This is a genomic window from Corynebacterium riegelii (genome assembly GCF_016728505.1).
In the GTDB taxonomy this organism is placed as follows: domain Bacteria; phylum Actinomycetota; class Actinomycetes; order Mycobacteriales; family Mycobacteriaceae; genus Corynebacterium; species Corynebacterium riegelii.
In genome coordinates, this window is sequence record NZ_CP068159.1 from 411,445 (window position 1) to 428,089 (window position 16,645).

Annotated in this window: 13 protein-coding genes and 1 pseudogene; 11 read left to right on the top strand and 3 right to left on the bottom strand. The window is 62.5% G+C overall.

Going from position 1 to position 16,645, the window contains the following annotated elements; genetic code table 11:
* Positions 1-65 precede the first annotated feature (65 nt).
* Together I6I71_RS01895 and I6I71_RS12190 are read left to right on the top strand one after the other, a co-directional pair.
* Positions 66-251, top strand: coding sequence for a DUF2613 domain-containing protein (locus tag I6I71_RS01895; protein ID WP_052205860.1), 186 nt, complete (start codon positions 66-68; stop codon positions 249-251).
* Positions 251-3,259, top strand: a complete 3,009-nt coding sequence (locus I6I71_RS12190; protein WP_201821860.1) for an alpha-(1->3)-arabinofuranosyltransferase domain-containing protein — start codon at positions 251-253, stop codon at positions 3,257-3,259. Before I6I71_RS01895 ends, I6I71_RS12190 begins: the two co-directional genes overlap by 1 nt.
* Here I6I71_RS12190 and I6I71_RS11990 read toward each other — a convergent pair.
* Positions 3,214-4,134, bottom strand: a pseudogene (locus tag I6I71_RS11990) (acyltransferase family protein); the annotation flags it as partial. The gene I6I71_RS12190 and the pseudogene I6I71_RS11990 overlap by 46 nt on opposite strands.
* Between I6I71_RS11990 and I6I71_RS01905 the strand changes: the two are divergent.
* The 3 genes from I6I71_RS01905 to I6I71_RS01915 all read left to right on the top strand — a co-directional run bounded on the left by I6I71_RS01905 (position 4,108) and on the right by I6I71_RS01915 (position 7,199).
* Positions 4,108-5,568: a hypothetical protein gene (locus tag I6I71_RS01905; RefSeq protein WP_236587346.1), complete on the top strand. Its 1,461-nt coding sequence runs from the start codon at positions 4,108-4,110 to the stop codon at positions 5,566-5,568. The pseudogene I6I71_RS11990 and the gene I6I71_RS01905 overlap by 27 nt on opposite strands.
* A gap of 295 nt (positions 5,569-5,863) precedes the next feature.
* Entirely contained in the window at positions 5,864-6,115 is a 252-nt protein-coding gene (locus I6I71_RS01910; RefSeq protein ID WP_070464932.1) for a three-helix bundle dimerization domain-containing protein, read from the top strand.
* Positions 6,116-6,746: 631 nt separating this feature from the next.
* The gene (locus tag I6I71_RS01915; protein ID WP_201821863.1) at positions 6,747-7,199 is read left to right on the top strand and encodes a DIP1984 family protein; all 453 of its coding nucleotides are present in this window, start codon (positions 6,747-6,749) and stop codon (positions 7,197-7,199) included.
* Between the two features lie 18 nt (positions 7,200-7,217).
* On the opposite strand, the gene I6I71_RS01920 is transcribed toward I6I71_RS01915, so the two are convergent.
* The gene (locus I6I71_RS01920; protein ID WP_201821865.1) at positions 7,218-8,300 is read right to left on the bottom strand and encodes a glycosyltransferase family 4 protein; all 1,083 of its coding nucleotides are present in this window, start codon (positions 8,298-8,300) and stop codon (positions 7,218-7,220) included.
* A 4-nt stretch (positions 8,301-8,304) separates the two neighbouring features.
* On the opposite strand from I6I71_RS01920, the gene I6I71_RS01925 reads away from it, so the two are divergent.
* Positions 8,305-9,048 carry a class I SAM-dependent methyltransferase gene (locus I6I71_RS01925; protein WP_201821867.1) on the top strand — a complete coding sequence of 248 codons (744 nt, stop codon included), beginning with the start codon at positions 8,305-8,307 and terminating at the stop codon, positions 9,046-9,048.
* Positions 9,049-9,652: 604 nt separating this feature from the next.
* Here I6I71_RS01925 and I6I71_RS01930 read toward each other — a convergent pair.
* Positions 9,653-11,512 (bottom strand): phosphoenolpyruvate carboxykinase (GTP), encoded by a 1,860-nt coding sequence (locus I6I71_RS01930; RefSeq protein ID WP_201821869.1) that lies wholly within the window; start codon positions 11,510-11,512, stop codon positions 9,653-9,655.
* Between the two features lie 131 nt (positions 11,513-11,643).
* Between I6I71_RS01930 and trmB the strand changes: the two genes are divergently transcribed.
* The 5 genes from trmB to I6I71_RS01955 are packed head-to-tail and all read left to right on the top strand — an operon-like array spanning position 11,644 to position 16,616.
* Positions 11,644-12,426, top strand: a complete 783-nt coding sequence (gene trmB / locus I6I71_RS01935) for a tRNA (guanosine(46)-N7)-methyltransferase TrmB (RefSeq protein WP_236587347.1) — start codon at positions 11,644-11,646, stop codon at positions 12,424-12,426.
* A gap of 6 nt (positions 12,427-12,432) precedes the next feature.
* Positions 12,433-13,101 (top strand): NYN domain-containing protein, encoded by a 669-nt coding sequence (locus tag I6I71_RS01940; RefSeq protein WP_201821874.1) that lies wholly within the window; start codon positions 12,433-12,435, stop codon positions 13,099-13,101.
* Between the two features lie 8 nt (positions 13,102-13,109).
* Positions 13,110-15,338, top strand: a complete 2,229-nt coding sequence (locus I6I71_RS01945; RefSeq protein ID WP_201821876.1) for an MMPL family transporter — start codon at positions 13,110-13,112, stop codon at positions 15,336-15,338.
* Complete coding sequence (locus tag I6I71_RS01950) at positions 15,328-16,272, top strand: lysylphosphatidylglycerol synthase transmembrane domain-containing protein (protein WP_201821878.1); 945 nt, start codon at positions 15,328-15,330, stop codon at positions 16,270-16,272. Before I6I71_RS01945 ends, I6I71_RS01950 begins: the two co-directional genes overlap by 11 nt.
* Positions 16,269-16,616 (top strand): DUF3054 domain-containing protein, encoded by a 348-nt coding sequence (locus I6I71_RS01955; protein WP_201821880.1) that lies wholly within the window; start codon positions 16,269-16,271, stop codon positions 16,614-16,616. The genes I6I71_RS01950 and I6I71_RS01955 overlap by 4 nt, the downstream gene beginning before the upstream one ends.
* Positions 16,617-16,645 lie beyond the last annotated feature (29 nt).

The window sequence follows — 16,645 nt, forward strand, 5'->3', positions numbered from 1 at the left end:
AACACCTCCCTGGGAACGAAACGTCATTCACTCTACGCAGCCCGCACACTGGTAGGGTTCAACGCATGCCGCAACCTGCTGAAAACCGCACCATGTCATCCATCTTGGCCAGTGCTGTCATCGGCGTTGTCCTCGGTCTTGTGGGGGTGCTGGGGCTGGCGGGGTTTTCTGGGCAGACGGTGCCAACCGGCCAGGCCGTGCCGGCGGATGACGCGGTGCTCGGCGGCCCGGAGTACGGCTCCCGACAGTAGTGCGCGCCCATATCCTCGGCTGGATCGGGGCGTTTAGCCTCGCATTTTTACAGCCGCCCGGGCAGGTTGCCGCGGACACCAAGCTGGATTTGGTGGTTAACCCGGCGCGTTTCTTGGCGCGCGCCACGCATATATATACAGACGAGTTCCCGCTGGGCCAGCTGCAGAACCAGGCGTACGGGTACCTGTTTCCGCAGGGTGCGTTCTTTCTGCTGGCGGATTTGGCGCAAGTGCCCGCGTGGGTGACGCAGCGTTTGTGGTGGGCGCTGATTATGGGGTTGGCGTTTTCGGGGACGTTGGTGCTGGCGCGCCGAATAGGCTTGCCCGCTGGTCTGCCTTCGGTGTTGGCGGCGGTGTTGTACGCGTTATCCCCGCGCATCCTGACCACGCTGACAGCGATCTCTTCGGAGGCTTGGCCGGTGGCACTCGTGCCGTGGACACTGGTGCCGTTGGTGCAGCGGCGGCCGAACGTGGCGGCGTCTGTAGTCGTGGTGGCGTGCATGGGCGCGGTCAACGCCACCGCCACCATCGCCGCGTGCCTGCCTGCGTTTATTTATCTTCTGTGGCGGGGGCATGTCCGGCGGGCCGCCGGGTTCACGCTCGGGGCGGTGGCGGTGTCTGCATGGTGGCTGGGACCGCTGCTCATCCTGGGGCGCTACGCACCGCCGTTTACAGATTTCATTGAATCGGCCACCGTCACCACCGCGTGGCTCAACCCGGTGGAGATCCTGCGCGGCACCACCTCCTGGGCGCCGTTTGTGGATGCGGAGCGTACCGCCGGCCACCTGCTGGTCACTGAACCAACGTTTGTGCTGGCTACCTGCGCCATCGCCGCCGTCGGGCTGGTGGGGCTGCGCCGACTTCCGCGTGAGTTTGTCGCCATGTTCGCCATCGGTTTCGCGTTGCTTGCCGGTGCGCATTGGGGCATTTCGCTTCTCGACGCCCAACTCGCCCCCTTCCGCAACCTCCACAAATTCGACCCCCTGATCCGTTTGCCGATGGCGCTCGCGGTGGGTGCTGCACTCACAAACAGGCGCACAAGAGTCAACCGCGCGCAGGTGGCGTGCGTGGCGTTGGCGGCGGTGGTGGCCACCTCACCGGCGTGGTCCCTGCGCCTGTTGCCGGTTGGCACGTGGGCCTCTGGTCCTGCGGCCGGGGTGTCGCAGGATTGGGTGGAGGCCTGCGAGTACATCGATAAGCACGCCGCGGGGACGCGGACGTTGGTGGTGCCAGCGGCGTCGTTCGCCCGCCAGGAGTGGGGGTGGACGCGCGATGAACCGATCCAGGCGCTGTGCAACTCCCCGTTCGTCTTCCGCGACGCAATCCCGCTGGTAGAACCGGAAGCCATTCGCGGCCTGGACGGCCAGACTGCGGTGGTGGATGAAGTGGCGCTGCGCGCGATCGGCGTGGGCGCAGTCGTGGTGCGTCGCGACCTTGAGCACCAAACCCCCACCCCGTCTTTGGGCGTGCCCACTGCGAACTTTGGTGATGTGGACGTGTTCCTGCTTGACCCTGCGCGCGACATGATGATCACCGCCGATGCGCCTTTGCCTATTAGCGCCGGCGGGGAAGCCCTCCCCCTTATCTGGCGCGAGCTCGGCTACTTCCCCACCGTGCTGACCCAGGGCGATGTTGATCATCGCCCCGAAATCTCCACGGACACCCCCGCGCTCGCCGTGCGTAACTACGGCAGCTTGGACGGCCAGTCGGCACATCTGACCAGTCTGGATGAGGATGGCTCTGTGTACAACCGCGTGAAGGATTATCCCAGCGCGGGCACGCCAGTCGGTGTGACTATGCAGGGCGGCAGGGTGGAGGCGTCTTCAAGCGCCAGCGCGGCGCGCTCCGTGACCTCGGCGTTTGACGGGCTGGACGATACCGCCTGGTGGCCGGCCCCGGGCGATCCGACCCCACATTTGCGCATTCGCAGCGACGCCACCACCGCGACTATTACTGCCACCGCCAACACCCAGGTGCTTGTAGACGGCCGAACGGTCTCCCTTGTTGGCGGTGAACCCCGCGAGGTAACCAAACACGACACGGTCATGGAGCTCGAACTGACCGAACCGGTGGGCATTACGCAGGTAGACGCCGGTATCACGCGCATTGTGGAGCTCGATGCAACCAAAGCCCGTGCGCTTGTCTTCCAACGCCACTTCCCCGCCGCCAACGTGATCCAGCGCCGCTTCACCACCACCGTGGATGCCACGTGGCAGCTCACCGCGCGCGCCACCATCGACGGCGCCGAGCACGCCCCCGGCCCAGTCCACCTGCCCGCCGGCACACACGAGCTGACCAGCCGCGCGAAGGTGGTCATGCTCACCCAACCCTTGACGCTGCCCACCTGGTCGCCCTTCGACGGCACGATTGATGCGGCCGATACCGAACGCATCATTATCACGACTCGCGGGTTTAACCCGGGCTTGCGCGCAACCGCAGGCAACCATGAGCTCGAGCCCTTGCTTATCGACGCCTCCACGCAAGCCTTTATCGTCCCACCCGGCGCATCCGGCGATTTCCGCATGTGGCACGCGGGGGATGCGGCCTACCGTGCAAGTTTGGGCATCGGCGGAGCGTTGTCCCTGCTGACGGTGGCCGCGTGCCTGTGGGTGCCGTGGCGCCGCTCGGGGCCAGCGCCGCGTGCGCTGGCGCGCCCAATTGCCGGCGCGGCGGTGCTGGCTGCGAACCCGCTAGTCGGTGCGGCGGCGTTGGCAACCGCCTGGGTGGTTGAGCGCTTCACCTTGATCCGCGGCAGCTGGCTAGCGTTTGGCGCGATGTTGGTCGCCGGACTGTGGCTGGCGCGCGCACCGTGGCCTGCGGACAACTACGCGGGCGACAGCCTCTTGCTCACCTTCGCCGGGTGCTTGGCCATCGCGGCCGCCGCGGGACGCTCCACCAGCTCGTACGAGGCGTACGACACCACCAGCGACGCCACGGTAGTAAACACCCACACCGGTACGAAGTGGCCGCTGAACCAGGGCACGCCGAGCGTCGGAAAGGCGAAGTAAAGCACCGCCACGTGCCACAAAAACAACGAGTACGACCAGCGTCCAAGCGTGCGCATGGGGCGGCTGGCGAGCACACTGTTCGCCCCTTTTTCAGCGCCGGTTAGCGCGTACGGGCCGACGACGAACGCCGCGAAGAAAGTCCCCAAGATCACGCGGACGTTGAACTCCGCAGGGGTCGGGTGCGTCAGTCCCGCAGGACCCGCAAGGCCCGCCAGGTACGCAATGGCCGCAGCAGCCAGCAACCAGGGCCAGCGCGGCCCGCGCCAGCGCACGCCGAGGCGCTCCAGCTCCGCCAAGATAAGGCCCACGGCAAACCACGGGGCGTACGAGGGTGGCCACGTCTGCTGGTCCACCAGCCACGGCCACGCCAACCCGAACGGCACGGCGATCAGCAGCGCGAGCTGCCGGCCGCGATCCCCCAGCGCCATGTACGCGGGCAGCACCAGGTAGAACGCCACCTCCACGCACAGGGACCACAGTTGCGTCAGCCCCTCGATAAGCCCGTCGGGCACGTAGACCTGCAGCAAAAAAACATTGGCCAGCACCTGTTGGAGGCTCACGTGGGTCAGCGGCGGCAGGGCGACAAGGACCACGGCCACGCAGGTGAGGTAGGCCGGGGCGAGACGGACGAGCCGTCGATAGTAATAGCCCTTTGCCACCCACTGACCGCGAGAGAGCAGGAAAGCCGAAAGTGCGAAAAACACCGCGACGAAGTAATCAAAGCGCTCCACAAACGTGGACGTCAGCCCGGTCTGGAAGGCCACATGCGTGGTCAAAATGCCAAGGGCAGCGAGGCCGCGCAGGCCATCAAGCTGGGGCAGCACTGGAGATACGTTAGGGTTTGCGATGTGGCCATTGTAGGAAACGCCCGCCACTTCAACCCCGTAGTGGCCTACGGTGCCGCCCTTGTTGTTGCGGTGACGTGGCCGTTTCTCATGCCCGGCCAGGCGTTTGCGCTGCGCGACATGCTGGTCTTCGACGGTATGTATCTCACTCGCGCCTCCCTCGGCTACGGCGATCTGCCGGCGCGCAACGTGCCGCAGGATGCGCTACTAGCCATCGTGCCGTATCCGGTGTTGGCGCTGCGCGTGATCATGGTTGCCGCGGCCTGTTGTGCTGCGGTGAGTGCGTACCGGCTGGGCCGTAGTCCGTTTGGCAAGGCCGCGGCGATGACGGTGCTGCTGTGGAACCCGTTTGTGGTGGAGCGCCTCTTGCAGGGCCAGTGGTCCTTGGTTGTCGCGGCGTGGCTGTTGCCGGCGGTGTTTTGCGCGCCGGTGCCGCTGCGGGTGCTTGCGCATTGGTTGGCGTCGTTAACGCCTACGGGTGCGCTTGCGGCGGCAGCGTTTTCGCGCGGGTGGCGCGGTGTGTTGGTTTCTGTGGTGACATGCGCGCCGTGGGTTGTGGCCAGCGTTGCGGCAGGTAGCGGTGGCACATCTTCGGCTGCGGCGGTGCAGGCCTTCGCCCCGCGTGCAGAGGCGTTTGTGGGCACGCTGGGCTCTGTGGCCGGCCTTGGCGGGATCTGGAACTCTGCGGCGGTGCCGTGGTCGCGCGAGGTTGGCTTTGCGCTGTTTGGCCTGTTGCTTTTGCCGCTGTTGGCGCTCGGCTGGCGTGGCGTGCCGCGCCGCTGGCTATGGCTTGGCGCCCTTGGCCTAGCTATCCCCCTGGCTGCCTGGGCCGGTCTCACCGCACCGCTTGTCCAGCACCTGCCCGGGGGCGGGTTGCTTCGCGACGCCACCAAGTTCCTCCTCCTCACCCTCCCCGCCTGCACCGCCGCCGCAGGCCACCTCACCAGCCGGTGCGCAGCCGCCGCTGTTGGCGTTGCGTTCTTGCAGGTCCCAGACGCCTCGCTCGCCTTGTCCGCACTGACCCCCACCACGGTCGCCGTACCCACGGTGGAGCACCGGGGCCGCGATGTTTTCTTCGAAAACGCCCCAACGCTTCTGCTTCACGACGCCCACACGCCCACCCTCAACCCCACCCCCAAAGCCATGAACGTGGTCGAGTCTGGGGCACTTTCGGTTGACGGCGTGGAAGTGGACCCGCCGTCCGAACGTTGGTTGGCTGCCTCCGGTGCTGTTGGTGCTGGTGCTGTTGGTGCTGGTGCTGCTGGTGCTGGTGCTGGTGCTGCTGGTGCTGTTGGTGCTGTGGATGTGGATTTGCTTCGGAACCTCGGCGTTGGCCTCGTGGTCTTTCAGGATGGATCCGTGCTGGACACGGGGGCTCCTGCGCGTGGTCTCCCACCGTTTGGCACAGCACTTTTCGCGTTGTGGTGTGCCGCTCCATTGCTCGGAATCACAAAACGTGACTAGAATCACATTTCTTGACAGAACCGCCCGTGACCTGTCATTTTGCCAACATTAGTTGAGCTTTACCCATTAATGGCGACCGCCAATCGTGGACATCCTTGCATGACTTGCGCCACACGTTTAATGTGAACGCCAGGTAAACAAATGGTTACGAGAGGAGGCCCCGGGATGCCACATAGGCACCACGCAACATCTGCAATCACAACAGACAACTTTTCCAACTTTTCGGCCTCACAAACACGAGCCCCACACATACGAGCCGCGTAACCACGCAACTCATTTGAAAGGAACCAGAACAATGCGTAGCCCCAAGGACATCAACAACATCGACTTCTCCATCGTTCGCGAGCGCGCCCTGCGCAACATCCGCGAAGACCTGATCGCTGAGTGGTCCGACCGTTTCGACGCCATCGAGATCGGCGACGCCTTCGATGCAGTACTTCGCAGCCGCCGCGCAGGCGCCAAGGTTGAAGACTTCCTGCCGATCCTGGTGGAGAAGGAAATGAAGAACCGCCTGTACGCAGGCGAGCTCTTCCCGGCTTCCGCGTAAGACTGTGCAAGATTGCGCATTACTGTGCAAGATTGCGCATTACTGTGCAAGACTTCATAGCTTGAAATCCATAACTGCATTTGTCTGCTAGTGAGACGCCGCGTCTCACTAGCAGACATTTTTTATCGCCCCCTATTTCTGCAGGTCGGTTGTTGAGACAAATCGTCGAAAATGCGTTGTGTGCTAGTAACCCGCAAGCTCCTCTAGCAGACAAACGTTATGTCAAGTAAAGGCCAAAAACGGGCGCATAGCCGGGTCTGATAACGGGCGCACAGTCGGCAACGAACCAGGGCGGAGCCAGGGCCGGCTCCGCGCAGACCACAATCTGCTAGGCTTTGGACCATGTCGGTAGCCTGCACGGGCTGCCTGCAAAAAACTCAGCGAACGCCAAGAACCCCTCCACTGCCTGGGTTATGGCAGCTCTGTGGCGCCCTGTGGCTACACATTAGGGCCGGGCAGTTCGACTCTGCCCACAGCACAGTTTTGTAGCCTGCATAACGCACACGGGCATTGACCCACACCAGGGTTAGCATTGATTACCAGTTATTACCGCGGCGTTGGGAGTTTGAAGCAGCAGTTACGTGCAGGTGAGGGTTGGGAACGGGGACATAAACACAGAAGGAGAACCAGCATGTTGCTTGCAGAAGCACTCGCCCGCCGCGCTGAGGCACAGGACCGTCTCAACGCTCTGACGCAGCGTCTGACGGAAGGCGCGCTGATCCAGGAAGGCGACACGCCTGCTGAGGACCCGACTGCCTTGCTCAACGAGGCCGCGGAGCTTCTGCAAGAGATTGAGACGCTGGTGCGTCGCATTAACCACACCAACTCGCAGACCTCGTTTGAGGGGGCGACGCTGACGGATGCGATTGCGCGTCGAGATGCACTGCTGCGCGCCCGCCGCCTGTACACGCATGTTGCGGACGCCGGCTCTGCACGCCAGAACCGCTACTCCCGTTCAGAGGTGCGCTTCATCCCTACCGTGGATGTGGCCCAGCTGCGCACCATGGCCGATACCGCATCGGCTGAGTACCGCCAGCTAGACACCAAGATTCAGCAGCTGAACTGGTCCACCCAGCTCATCTAGCCAGCTCATCTAGCCAGCTCATCTAGCCGGTCCCTCGGCATCACAGCCCTCGACAACTTCTTCAAGTATTTGCTCGAACCGGCGCCCCGTCTCCTCCCAGGAGAACTGCGCGGCCCATGCGCGAGCAGCCTGGTCATAATCGCCGCGCATGGTTTCAATGACGGCGTCGGTAAAGGACTCGCCGTCAGCAACAAGGCGGCCGGTCACGCCGTCCACGATGGAGTCGCGCACGCCGCCGGCGGAGGAAAACGCAACCGTTGGCACGCCGTGTTGCGCAGCCTCAATCACCGCAATCCCCCACCCCTCCTTGCGCGAAGGTAGCAGGTGCACCGCGGCACGCTGCAGAAGCGCGTGCTTGTGTTCCTCGGAGACGTGCCCGTGGAACACCACTTTGTCCGGCCCCAGACCACGGTTGTGCGCGTATTCGCGCAGCTTGTCGTCCCACCAGCCGGAGCCGACCACATCCAGCACCGCCCCCTCAATCGCGGCGACGGCATCAATCGCAAGCTCAATACGCTTGTGCGGGACGAGGCGGGAGACGGTGATGAGGTGGACGTGGGCGTCGTCAAGCAAAGAGATGCCCCTCGCCACCGGGTCTACCCCGTTTTCCACAATGTCGATCGGCTCAGTCACACCGAGGGAGAGCAGTTCGCTTTTCGACGCCTCCGACACCGTCACATACCTCGCCCCGCGATATATCCGTGGCGCGATCTTGGACTCCAAAAACCAGCCGAAGCGGCCAATGATCGGACCCGCCACCGGCCATTGTTCACGGTGGCAATGGTGCGTGAGCAGCACTGTTGGACGGAAAAACAGGCGGGCGAAAAACGGGATGCCGTTTTGCGTATCCACCACCACGTCCGGCCGGTTACGCAGAATCGACAGCGGTGCCAGCACGTAGACGCCGTATTTGCCGCCGGCGCGCTCATAACGCACCCCATTTTTAGTGCTGCGCCGCGGCGCATCCGTATGCTTTGCGGTGCGGTAAATCACCTCATGGCCCTGCGCCGCCAGGTACTCGCCGACACGCTCAAGGTAGCGCTCCGAGCCACCGCCTTGCGGGTGGGTTGAATCGCGCCAGCACATCAGCAGTATCTTCATCGGTATGTACCGTACCCGCAGACTAGCCACGCTTCGACGTTCGCTGCGCCTGCTGCGCTCCTTCACTTACGAACAATTCCGCCCGCGGATCTTCTACGAAGGGTTGGCGCGCGATACGCATATGCTTATTAGCGCCCTCACGCACGACCTGACCAACCGCAGTTTGGCCGGCCAACGCGTGCTGGATGTAGGTGGCGGACCGGGGTATTTCGCCGACGTATTTTCGGATACCCAGTACGTAAGCCTTGAGCCGGACGTATCTGAAATGAGCGCCGCTGGCATCAGCGGCTACGGCGCCGTGCGTGGCGACGCGCTTGCACTGCCCTTTGCGGACAACACCTTCGACATCACGTTTTCCTCCAACGTGGCCGAACACATCCCCGACTGGCAGGCCATGGCGCGTGAGATGCAGCGCGTGACCCGCCCCGGCGGCCTTGTCGTTGTGAGCTACACGGTGTGGCTCGGGCCGTTCGGCGGCCACGAGACCGGCGTGTGGCCGCATTACGTGGGCGGGGAGTTTGCGCGGCGCAGGTACACGAGGGTGCATGGGCACGAGCCGAAGAATCGCTTTGGCGAAACCCTCTTCGCCGTCTCCGCCGCTGAGGGCCTGCGCTGGGCCGAGTCCACCGGCCAGCTTGCCTTCGCGTTTCCCCGCTACCACCCGTGGTGGGCGTGGTGGCTCACTCGCGTGCCGCTGCTTCGCGAGTTCGCCGTTTCCAACCTCGTCCTTGTGTTGCAGAAGGGTTAAAGAGACTGACCGAAATATAAAAACCCTCGGATGTTTCCGAGGGATTGTCGACTCAAGGGGCCCCGCGACTAGCGAAAAAACATCAACCAGAGGCGAGTAAAAACTCAAGGTCAGAGCAATTTCATCCATAAGCCATTCCGCCTTTCCTCGTACAACGATCCATAAACAAATACTTAATAAAATCGTGATCGAGACCGAGACAGGGATCAGGTCTATGAAAGTAGCCGCCTGTTTGGACCCACAAGGCACAAGGCCACTTCAACCGACAATGTACATTACATTACATCACAGTAAGATGTTGTGCAACTTTCTGCGTTGTGCGAACTAAACCTAGTCCAAACAAAAGGGTCATGCCCTGAAACATTCCTCACACTTCACAGATAATGACGCTAGACCGGTGCCAGCGCGGTCGTATCAATTAGTCGATCGCCCCACCTTTAGTCCCCGAATAAGACCATAAGGCTAGAAAATAACAAAATGCCCGCCTCACGGCGGGCATCCTGCAAAATTAACAACAGATCTTGTCTGAAGTTTTCCGCTACTAAAGCTACATGACTAAATCTGCTCTAGTCAAGCATTTTCAGCAGCTCCTGACACGAAACCACTACGCCTGGCCGGTGGACTCCAGCCACTCGCGGGTCGCCTTGTTGGCGGCCTTCACGCGGTCGCCCAGGCGGCCGAGCTCGTCGAAGATCTCCTTCGGCACGCGGGCGCCGAGCTCCTCGAAGTACTCGTGAGCCTCCTCGACGTCGTTCTTCCACAGGTCAGGACCTGCGTAGAGGGCCTCCTGCACATCCTCGAACGGGATGTCCAGGCCGGTGAGGTCGATGTCCTCTGCACGAGCGGTCAGGCCAGCGACGGTCTCGTTGCCACCAACGCGGCCCTCGATGCGGTCCACGATCCACTTGAGCACGCGGGAGTTGTCGCCGAAGCCCGGCCAGAGGAAGCGGCCGTCATCACCACGGCGGAACCAGTTGACCAGGAAGACGGCCGGCATGCGGTCGCCGCCCTTGGCACCCATGTCAATCCAGTGCTGCAGGTAGTCGCCCACGTTGTAGCCAATGAACGGCAGCATTGCCATCGGGTCGTGGCGCAGGGAGCCAACCTTGGCCTCAGCAGATGCTGCGGTCTGGCCGGAGGAGAGCATCGCACCGATCAGGGTGCCGTGGTTCCAGTTGTGTGCCTGGGTAACCAGCGGGACGGTGTCTGGGCGGCGGCCGCCGAAGAGGATCGCGTCAATCTTCACACCAGCCGGGTCGTTGTACTCCGGTGCAGCGGTCGGGCACTGCTCAATTGCCACGCAGTAGCGGGAGTTCGGGTGCGCGGCCTTGCGCTCATCGTCCGGCGTCCAGTCGTTGCCGCGCCAGTCAATGAGGTGCTCCGGTACGTCGCCGTCCATGCCTTCCCACCACACGTCACCGTCATCAGTCAGGGCGACGTTGGTGAACAGGGTGTTGCCCGGCTCCATGGTGCGCATGGCGATCGGGTTGGAAGCGTAGTTGGTGCCCGGCGCAACGCCGAAGAAGCCGTTCTCCGGGTTGACGGCGTACAGGCCGTCCTCGCGCAGGTGCAGCCACGCAATATCGTCGCCCACAACCTCGGACTTCCAGCCTTCCAGGGTCGGGGTGATCATGGCCAGGTTGGTCTTGCCACATGCGGACGGGAATGCGCCGGTGACGTGGTAAACCTTGCCCTCTGGGGAGGTCAGCTTCAGGATGAGCATGTGCTCCGCCATCCAGCCTTCTTCCTTGCCCATGACGGATGCGATACGCAGCGCGTAGCACTTCTTGGCCAGGATGGCGTTGCCGCCGTAGCCGGAGCCGTAGGACCAGATTTCCTTGGTCTCCGGGAACTGGGAGATGTACTTCGTCTCGTTGCACGGCCATGCAACGTCTTCCTCGCCCGGCTCCAGCGGTGCGCCCACGGAGTGCAGGCAGGGCACGAAGTTGTCGCCCTGGATCTTGTCCAGTGCCTCGGTGCCCATGCGGGTCATGATGCGCATAGACATCACCACGTAGGCAGAGTCAGTCAGCTGCACGCCCAGCTTCGGGTCCGGGTCCGTGATCGGACCCATGCAGAACGGCACGACGTACATCGTGCGGCCCTTCATGGAGCCCTTGAAGTGCTCAAGCATCTCTTCCTTGAGCGCTTCCGGCTTCATCCAGTTGTTGGTTGGGCCCGCGCCTTCCTGCTTCTCGGTGGAGATGAAGGTGCGGGATTCCACACGTGCCACATCCGACGGGTTGGAGCGAGCGAGGAAGGAATTCGGTCGCTTTTCCTCGTTCAGTTTGATCAGCGTGCCTTTTTCAACCAGCTCGGCGGCGAGGCGGTCCCATTCTTCCTGGGAGCCATCCGCGAACACCACGCGGTCTGGGTTGAACAGTTCTACTGCGTCGTTGATCCAGGCGATCAGTGCCTGGTTGTCCGTAGGTTGCGTGCCTTCCAATCGCTGCACTGCAGTCATGGTTACTCCTTGGCCTTAGTAAGTACAGTCCCTACCTCCCAACACTACAGAGCTTTTGCTTATAGACGCAGACTTTTTCTCTCCCGGCGCGCTTACTTGCACCGATGCACGTCATGTGGACAATTGAGGCAATGAATAAAGAGGCACAAAACATTTCCGAGCTGCCCTCCGGCAGGCCGATGCAAACCCAGTTTGATACCGGGTTGGATTACCCCCGTTTGGGTTCCGTGACGTTTCGCCGCGGCACGCTGACGGATAACCAAGAGGCGTTGTTTGAACAGCACTGGCCGCGGCTGGGCCGCATTTTGGCTGATGAGCTGATTGATGTAGACGCCTGGTTTGGCCGCTCTGGCCACCCCACGGTTGTGGAGATCGGCTCCGGCACCGGCACGTCTACCGCGGCGATGGCACCGCTGGAGGCGGACACCAACGTTATTGCGGTTGAGCTGTACAAGCCGGGTTTGGCCAAGCTCTTGGGCTCGGTTGTGCGTGGTGAGATTGACAACATTCGCATGGTGCGTGGCGACGGCGTTGAGGTCCTTGCCCGCATGATCGCCCCGGAGTCTTTGGACGGCGTGCGTATTTTCTTCCCGGACCCGTGGCCGAAGGCGCGTCACCACAAGCGTCGGATCATCCAGTCGGGGACGTTGAATTTGATAGCTAGCCGTCTTAAAGCAGGAGGCGTGCTGCACGTAGCTACTGACCACGCGGATTACGCGGAGTGGATCGATGAGCTGGTGAACGTGGAGCCGAGCCTGGAGTACAAGGGCTGGCCGTGGGAGGATGCCCCGCTGTTGACGGATCGCCAGGTGATCACCAAATTTGAGGGCAAGGGCCTGGATAAGGATCACGTGATCCGCGAGTACCTCTGGCAAAAGCGCGATGAGCGCGAAGAGAAGACTGGGGAGAAGTAACCCTACATGGACCTGCACGACAAAATCCACCCGTACACCCCAGGCGCAGCACCGGGGCCTGCAAGCTACCTGCTGGTTTGGGACGCGCCGAACCTAGACATGGGCTTGGGCGCAATCCTGGGTGGCCGCCCAACAGCGTCGCACCGCCCGCGTTTTGACGCTGTTGGTCGTTGGCTGGTTGGTGAGGCCACGCGTTACGGCGCAGAGCCAGAGGCGACCTTGTTTACCAACGTCTCCCCGGCAAGTGCGGATTCGGTCCGCCCCTGGGTTGAGGCGCTGCGCAACGTGGGTTTTGCCGTGTTTGCCAAGCCGAAGGACGGCGAGGATTCTGATGTGGACCAGGACATGCTGGATCACATTCAACGCCGTGTAGACGAGGGCGTGCTGCGTGGCCTGGTGGTGGCGTCCGCAGACGGCCAGAACTTCCAAGAAGAGATCGAGCGGCTTGCGCAGACCATCCCGGTGACCGTGATCGGGTTCCACGAACACGCCGCGTGGGCGGTGAACTCCGAGCACCTGAAGTTTGTGGACTTGGAGGACATCCCGGGCGTGTTCCGTGAGCCGCTGCCGCGCGTGAACCTGGACAACCTGCCGGTTGGTGGCGCGTGGCTGCAGCCGTTCAGACCTCTGGCGGCACTGCTTACCGGCCATGGTGCTTCGGGGGCCGGGCAGTGAATGAGGGCATGAGTAACGGTGCATTCGCCCAGTGGGGGCGCGTTGCGTACCGCGGTCGGCGCATCATCCCGGTGATTCTGATCGCGCTGATCGCGTTGGGGCATCTGCTGTTCGGTGTCCATTTGGGCGACCGCCTTTCCCAGGAGGGTTGGGAAGATCCGCGGGCGGATTCCACTACTGCTGCGGTGATTGAGCAGGAGACGTTTGGCCGCGACAATTCCGGCGACGTGATTGTGCTTGTCAGCGCTGCTGATGTGAATGAGCCTGCGGTATTTACTTCAGCAAACGAGCAGATCAGCGCACTGAAGGATCGTCCTGAGGTTGCTGGTATCCGCAGCTACTTTGCCACCCCGAATGCGGCGTTGATGACGCCGGATGGGACGAAAGCGTTTGCCTCAATTGGCTTGAGTGGTGACGGTGAGCAGACGCTGAAGGATTTCCGCTCCCTTTTGCCTGCGCTTGAGGCCATCGAGATCCCAGGCGCAAAGGTGCAGATCGCCGGTGCAACCGCGGTGGCTGACGCCTTGGATAAAGGCATGGCCAACGACATCGCGCGTGCAGAAAAAGTCGGCCTGATTTTTGTGGCGATCATTTTGCTGTTCGTCTTCGGCGGCGTGATCGCGGCGGCGATGCCTTTGATTGTGGGCATTTTGTCCATCATCGGATCCCTGTCCCTGTTGGCCGTGCTTGCACAGTTCCAGCAGGTCAACATCTTCTCCCAGTCCATTATCACGCTGCTGGGCCTGGGCCTGGCCATTGATTACGGCCTGTTTATGGTCTCCCGCTTCCGCGAGGAGCTGGATAAGGGACGCACCACCGAAGAAGCCGTGATTGAAACCACCGCCACGGCTGGCAAGACGGTGTTCTTCTCCGCGCTGATGGTGGGTGTGGCGCTGTCGGGTCTGTTCATGTTCCCGCAGGCCTTTTTGAAGTCGGTGGCATACGGTGCGATCAGCGCGGTGCTGCTCGCCGCGATCATTTCCGTGACGGTGCTTCCGGCCATGTTCGGCATGCTGGGGCCAAAGATTGATAAGTGGGCGGTGCGCCGCAGCAACACCAAGCCGCATCGTTTGTGGACGTCTATGCCGTCCTGGGCCATGCGCCACGCCAAATCCACCACCACCGGTGTCACGGCGTTGCTGCTGCTGGTCACGGTGCCGATTGTCACCATCACGTTCGGTGGCATCAATGAGTCGTATTTGCCGCCGCAGCAGGAGACCCGCCAAGCACAGGACGCGTTCAACGAGGTGTTCCCGGCGTACCGCACCGACCCGGTCAAGCTGGTGATCTCCGGTGCTGACAACCAGCAGCTGGGCGCGATCATGCAGCAGGCTCGCCAGGTTGAGGGCTTTGCCACCCCGCTGGCACCTTCGCGCCCGACGACGGACGGCGTGAACGTACTTTCCGCTCCCCTGGCAGACCGCAACGGCGGCCAAGAGGTCATCGACCAGCTGCGCGCCATTGACACCCCGGAGGGCGTAGACGTCTACATTGCGGGTACCCCGGCCATGGAGGTCGAATCCATCGAGGCGCTGCTGGAACGCCTGCCATGGATGGCGCTCTACATGATCCTGGCCACGTTCCTGTTGATGGCTATCGTGTTCCGTTCAATGATCCTGCCGGCGAAGGCCGTGATCATGAACGTGCTCGGCATCGGCGCAACGCTTGGCTTCCTCACCCTGGTCTTTGTCCAAGGCGTGGGCTCCGGCCTGCTCAACTTCACACCCGGCCCGCTGATGAGCCCGGTGCTGGTGCTGATCATCTCCATCCTGTACGGCCTATCCACGGACTATGAGGTGTTCTTGGTCTCCCGCATGGTGGAGGCACGCCACAAGGGAGCGGATACGGACACGGCGATTAAGGACGGCACCGCCCATACCGGCGGCATCATCACCGCAGCAGCCGCCATCATGATCGTGGTTGCCGCGGCGTTTGCGGCCAGCGACATCGTGATGATGAAGTACATCGCCTACGGCATGATCTTCTCGCTGGCGCTCGACGCCACAATCATCCGACTGTTACTTGTGCCTGCTGTGATGCATTTGCTTGGAGAGGACAATTGGTGGATGTTCGGTAGGGCGTCGGCAAGCAATAGCTCCCGCCCGGAGGGCGAAATCCCGATTGAAGACACGGTGGTGGACACGCAGCCCTACCGCAGCGGGGTGAGCGTGGATGAAGATTCCCAGCTCGTGCCGTTTTCGCAGCTGATGCGTGATCTTAAAGAGCGTGAACGCTAAAGCCTGGCTGCGCTGGCTCGCACCACTTGCGGTGTTGGTGCTGGTCCTGGTGGTGTTCCGGGACCGGATGCCGTTTCTGGGCCAGGCGTGGGAGCTGGCCCGGCACGCGGACACCGGGTTTTTGTTTGGCGCGGCGCTGACCGCGAACCTGGCCATGTTTGCCATGTCAGCGGTCATGCAGATTTTGGTGAACGCGGACCGGCGCGTGACCAACCCGGTAAACACCAACGCGATTGTGTACGCCTCAAACGCCTGGTCCACGTCGGTGCCGGGAGGCCCGGCAATCTCAGCGTGGCTGACGTATCGGGTGCATCGCTCCTGGGGTGCATCCACGGGCGTGTGCGGCTGGTTTTTCGTGGTCTCGGGTGCGCTGAGCACCGTGTGGATGGCGCTGATCGGCGTAGCCGCGGTGGTGTTTCTGGGCGCTGAGCTCTCCCCCGTCACGCTCGCTGTGAGCCTCGGCGGTGCGGTGGCGATCATGGCGGCGGTGTTCTGGGCGATCATGCATCCTGCGGCGTTGAAACGCTGGACGCCGACGCGTGTGCATTCACTGATCGACCAGGTTGCGGCGATTCGCATCTCCCCCGGCTCTTTCGCACTCGCTGCGCTGTTTTCTCTGCTCAATCGGCTTTTGGACGTACTGACGCTCCTCCTGTGCGCCGCCGCCGTCACCGATTCACGCCTCAGCGTCTCCGCGATCTGCCTGGCGTTCATCATGACCAAACTCGCCGGCGCCGCCCAGATCACTCCAGGTGGTGTAGGCACGGTTGAGCCGGTTGCGGTTGCCATGCTGGTTGCCGGGGGCTTTTCGCTTAGCGACGCCACCGCCACCACCCTCATCTACCGCCTCATCTCATTCGCACTGATCACAGCCTTCGGCTGGGTGGTATATGCCACGACCTACGCGCGGATGGGGCTAGGCTTACGGTCATGAAGAACGCCTCCGTCAAGACCCCCACCGCTATTGCTGCTGACTACGTTGCGATTGCCGTTTTCGCGCTCGCCGCGCGTGCCGCGCACCAGTCCGAAACCATGCCGTTTACCTTCACCGGCTGGCTGTCCACCCTCTGGCCCTTCGCGCTTGGCGTGACGCTGGGCTGGCTGATCGTGCGCGACAACAAGGGTGGCGCCATCTGGGGCATCACCGTGATCACCGGCCTGGTCATCTGGGGGATTCGAAACCAGGCGATTCCGCACTGGTCCTTCGTCATTGTGGCCACCATCATGTCAGCGCTGTTGATGCTGGGGTGGCGCTTTGTGGCGTCGAAAGTAAAGTAGGGCTCCCGGGCTTAGAACGAAGAACCCCA

Bases quoted from the DNA above. Each gene is read 5' to 3' on its own strand.
- I6I71_RS01940 (WP_201821874.1), top strand. From the start codon at position 12,433: ATGGACCTGCACGACAAAATCCACCCGTACACCCCAGGCGCAGCACCG.
- I6I71_RS01910 (WP_070464932.1), top strand. From the start codon at position 5,864: ATGCGTAGCCCCAAGGACATCAACAACATCGACTTCTCCATCGTTCGC.
- I6I71_RS01920 (WP_201821865.1), bottom strand. From the start codon at position 8,300: ATGAAGATACTGCTGATGTGCTGGCGCGATTCAACCCACCCGCAAGGC.
- I6I71_RS01945 (WP_201821876.1), top strand. From the start codon at position 13,110: ATGAGTAACGGTGCATTCGCCCAGTGGGGGCGCGTTGCGTACCGCGGT.
- I6I71_RS01925 (WP_201821867.1), top strand. From the start codon at position 8,305: ATGTACCGTACCCGCAGACTAGCCACGCTTCGACGTTCGCTGCGCCTG.
- I6I71_RS01955 (WP_201821880.1), top strand. From the start codon at position 16,269: ATGAAGAACGCCTCCGTCAAGACCCCCACCGCTATTGCTGCTGACTAC.
- trmB (WP_236587347.1), top strand. From the start codon at position 11,644: ATGAATAAAGAGGCACAAAACATTTCCGAGCTGCCCTCCGGCAGGCCG.
- I6I71_RS01895 (WP_052205860.1), top strand. From the start codon at position 66: ATGCCGCAACCTGCTGAAAACCGCACCATGTCATCCATCTTGGCCAGT.
- I6I71_RS01930 (WP_201821869.1), bottom strand. From the start codon at position 11,512: ATGACTGCAGTGCAGCGATTGGAAGGCACGCAACCTACGGACAACCAG.
- I6I71_RS01915 (WP_201821863.1), top strand. From the start codon at position 6,747: ATGTTGCTTGCAGAAGCACTCGCCCGCCGCGCTGAGGCACAGGACCGT.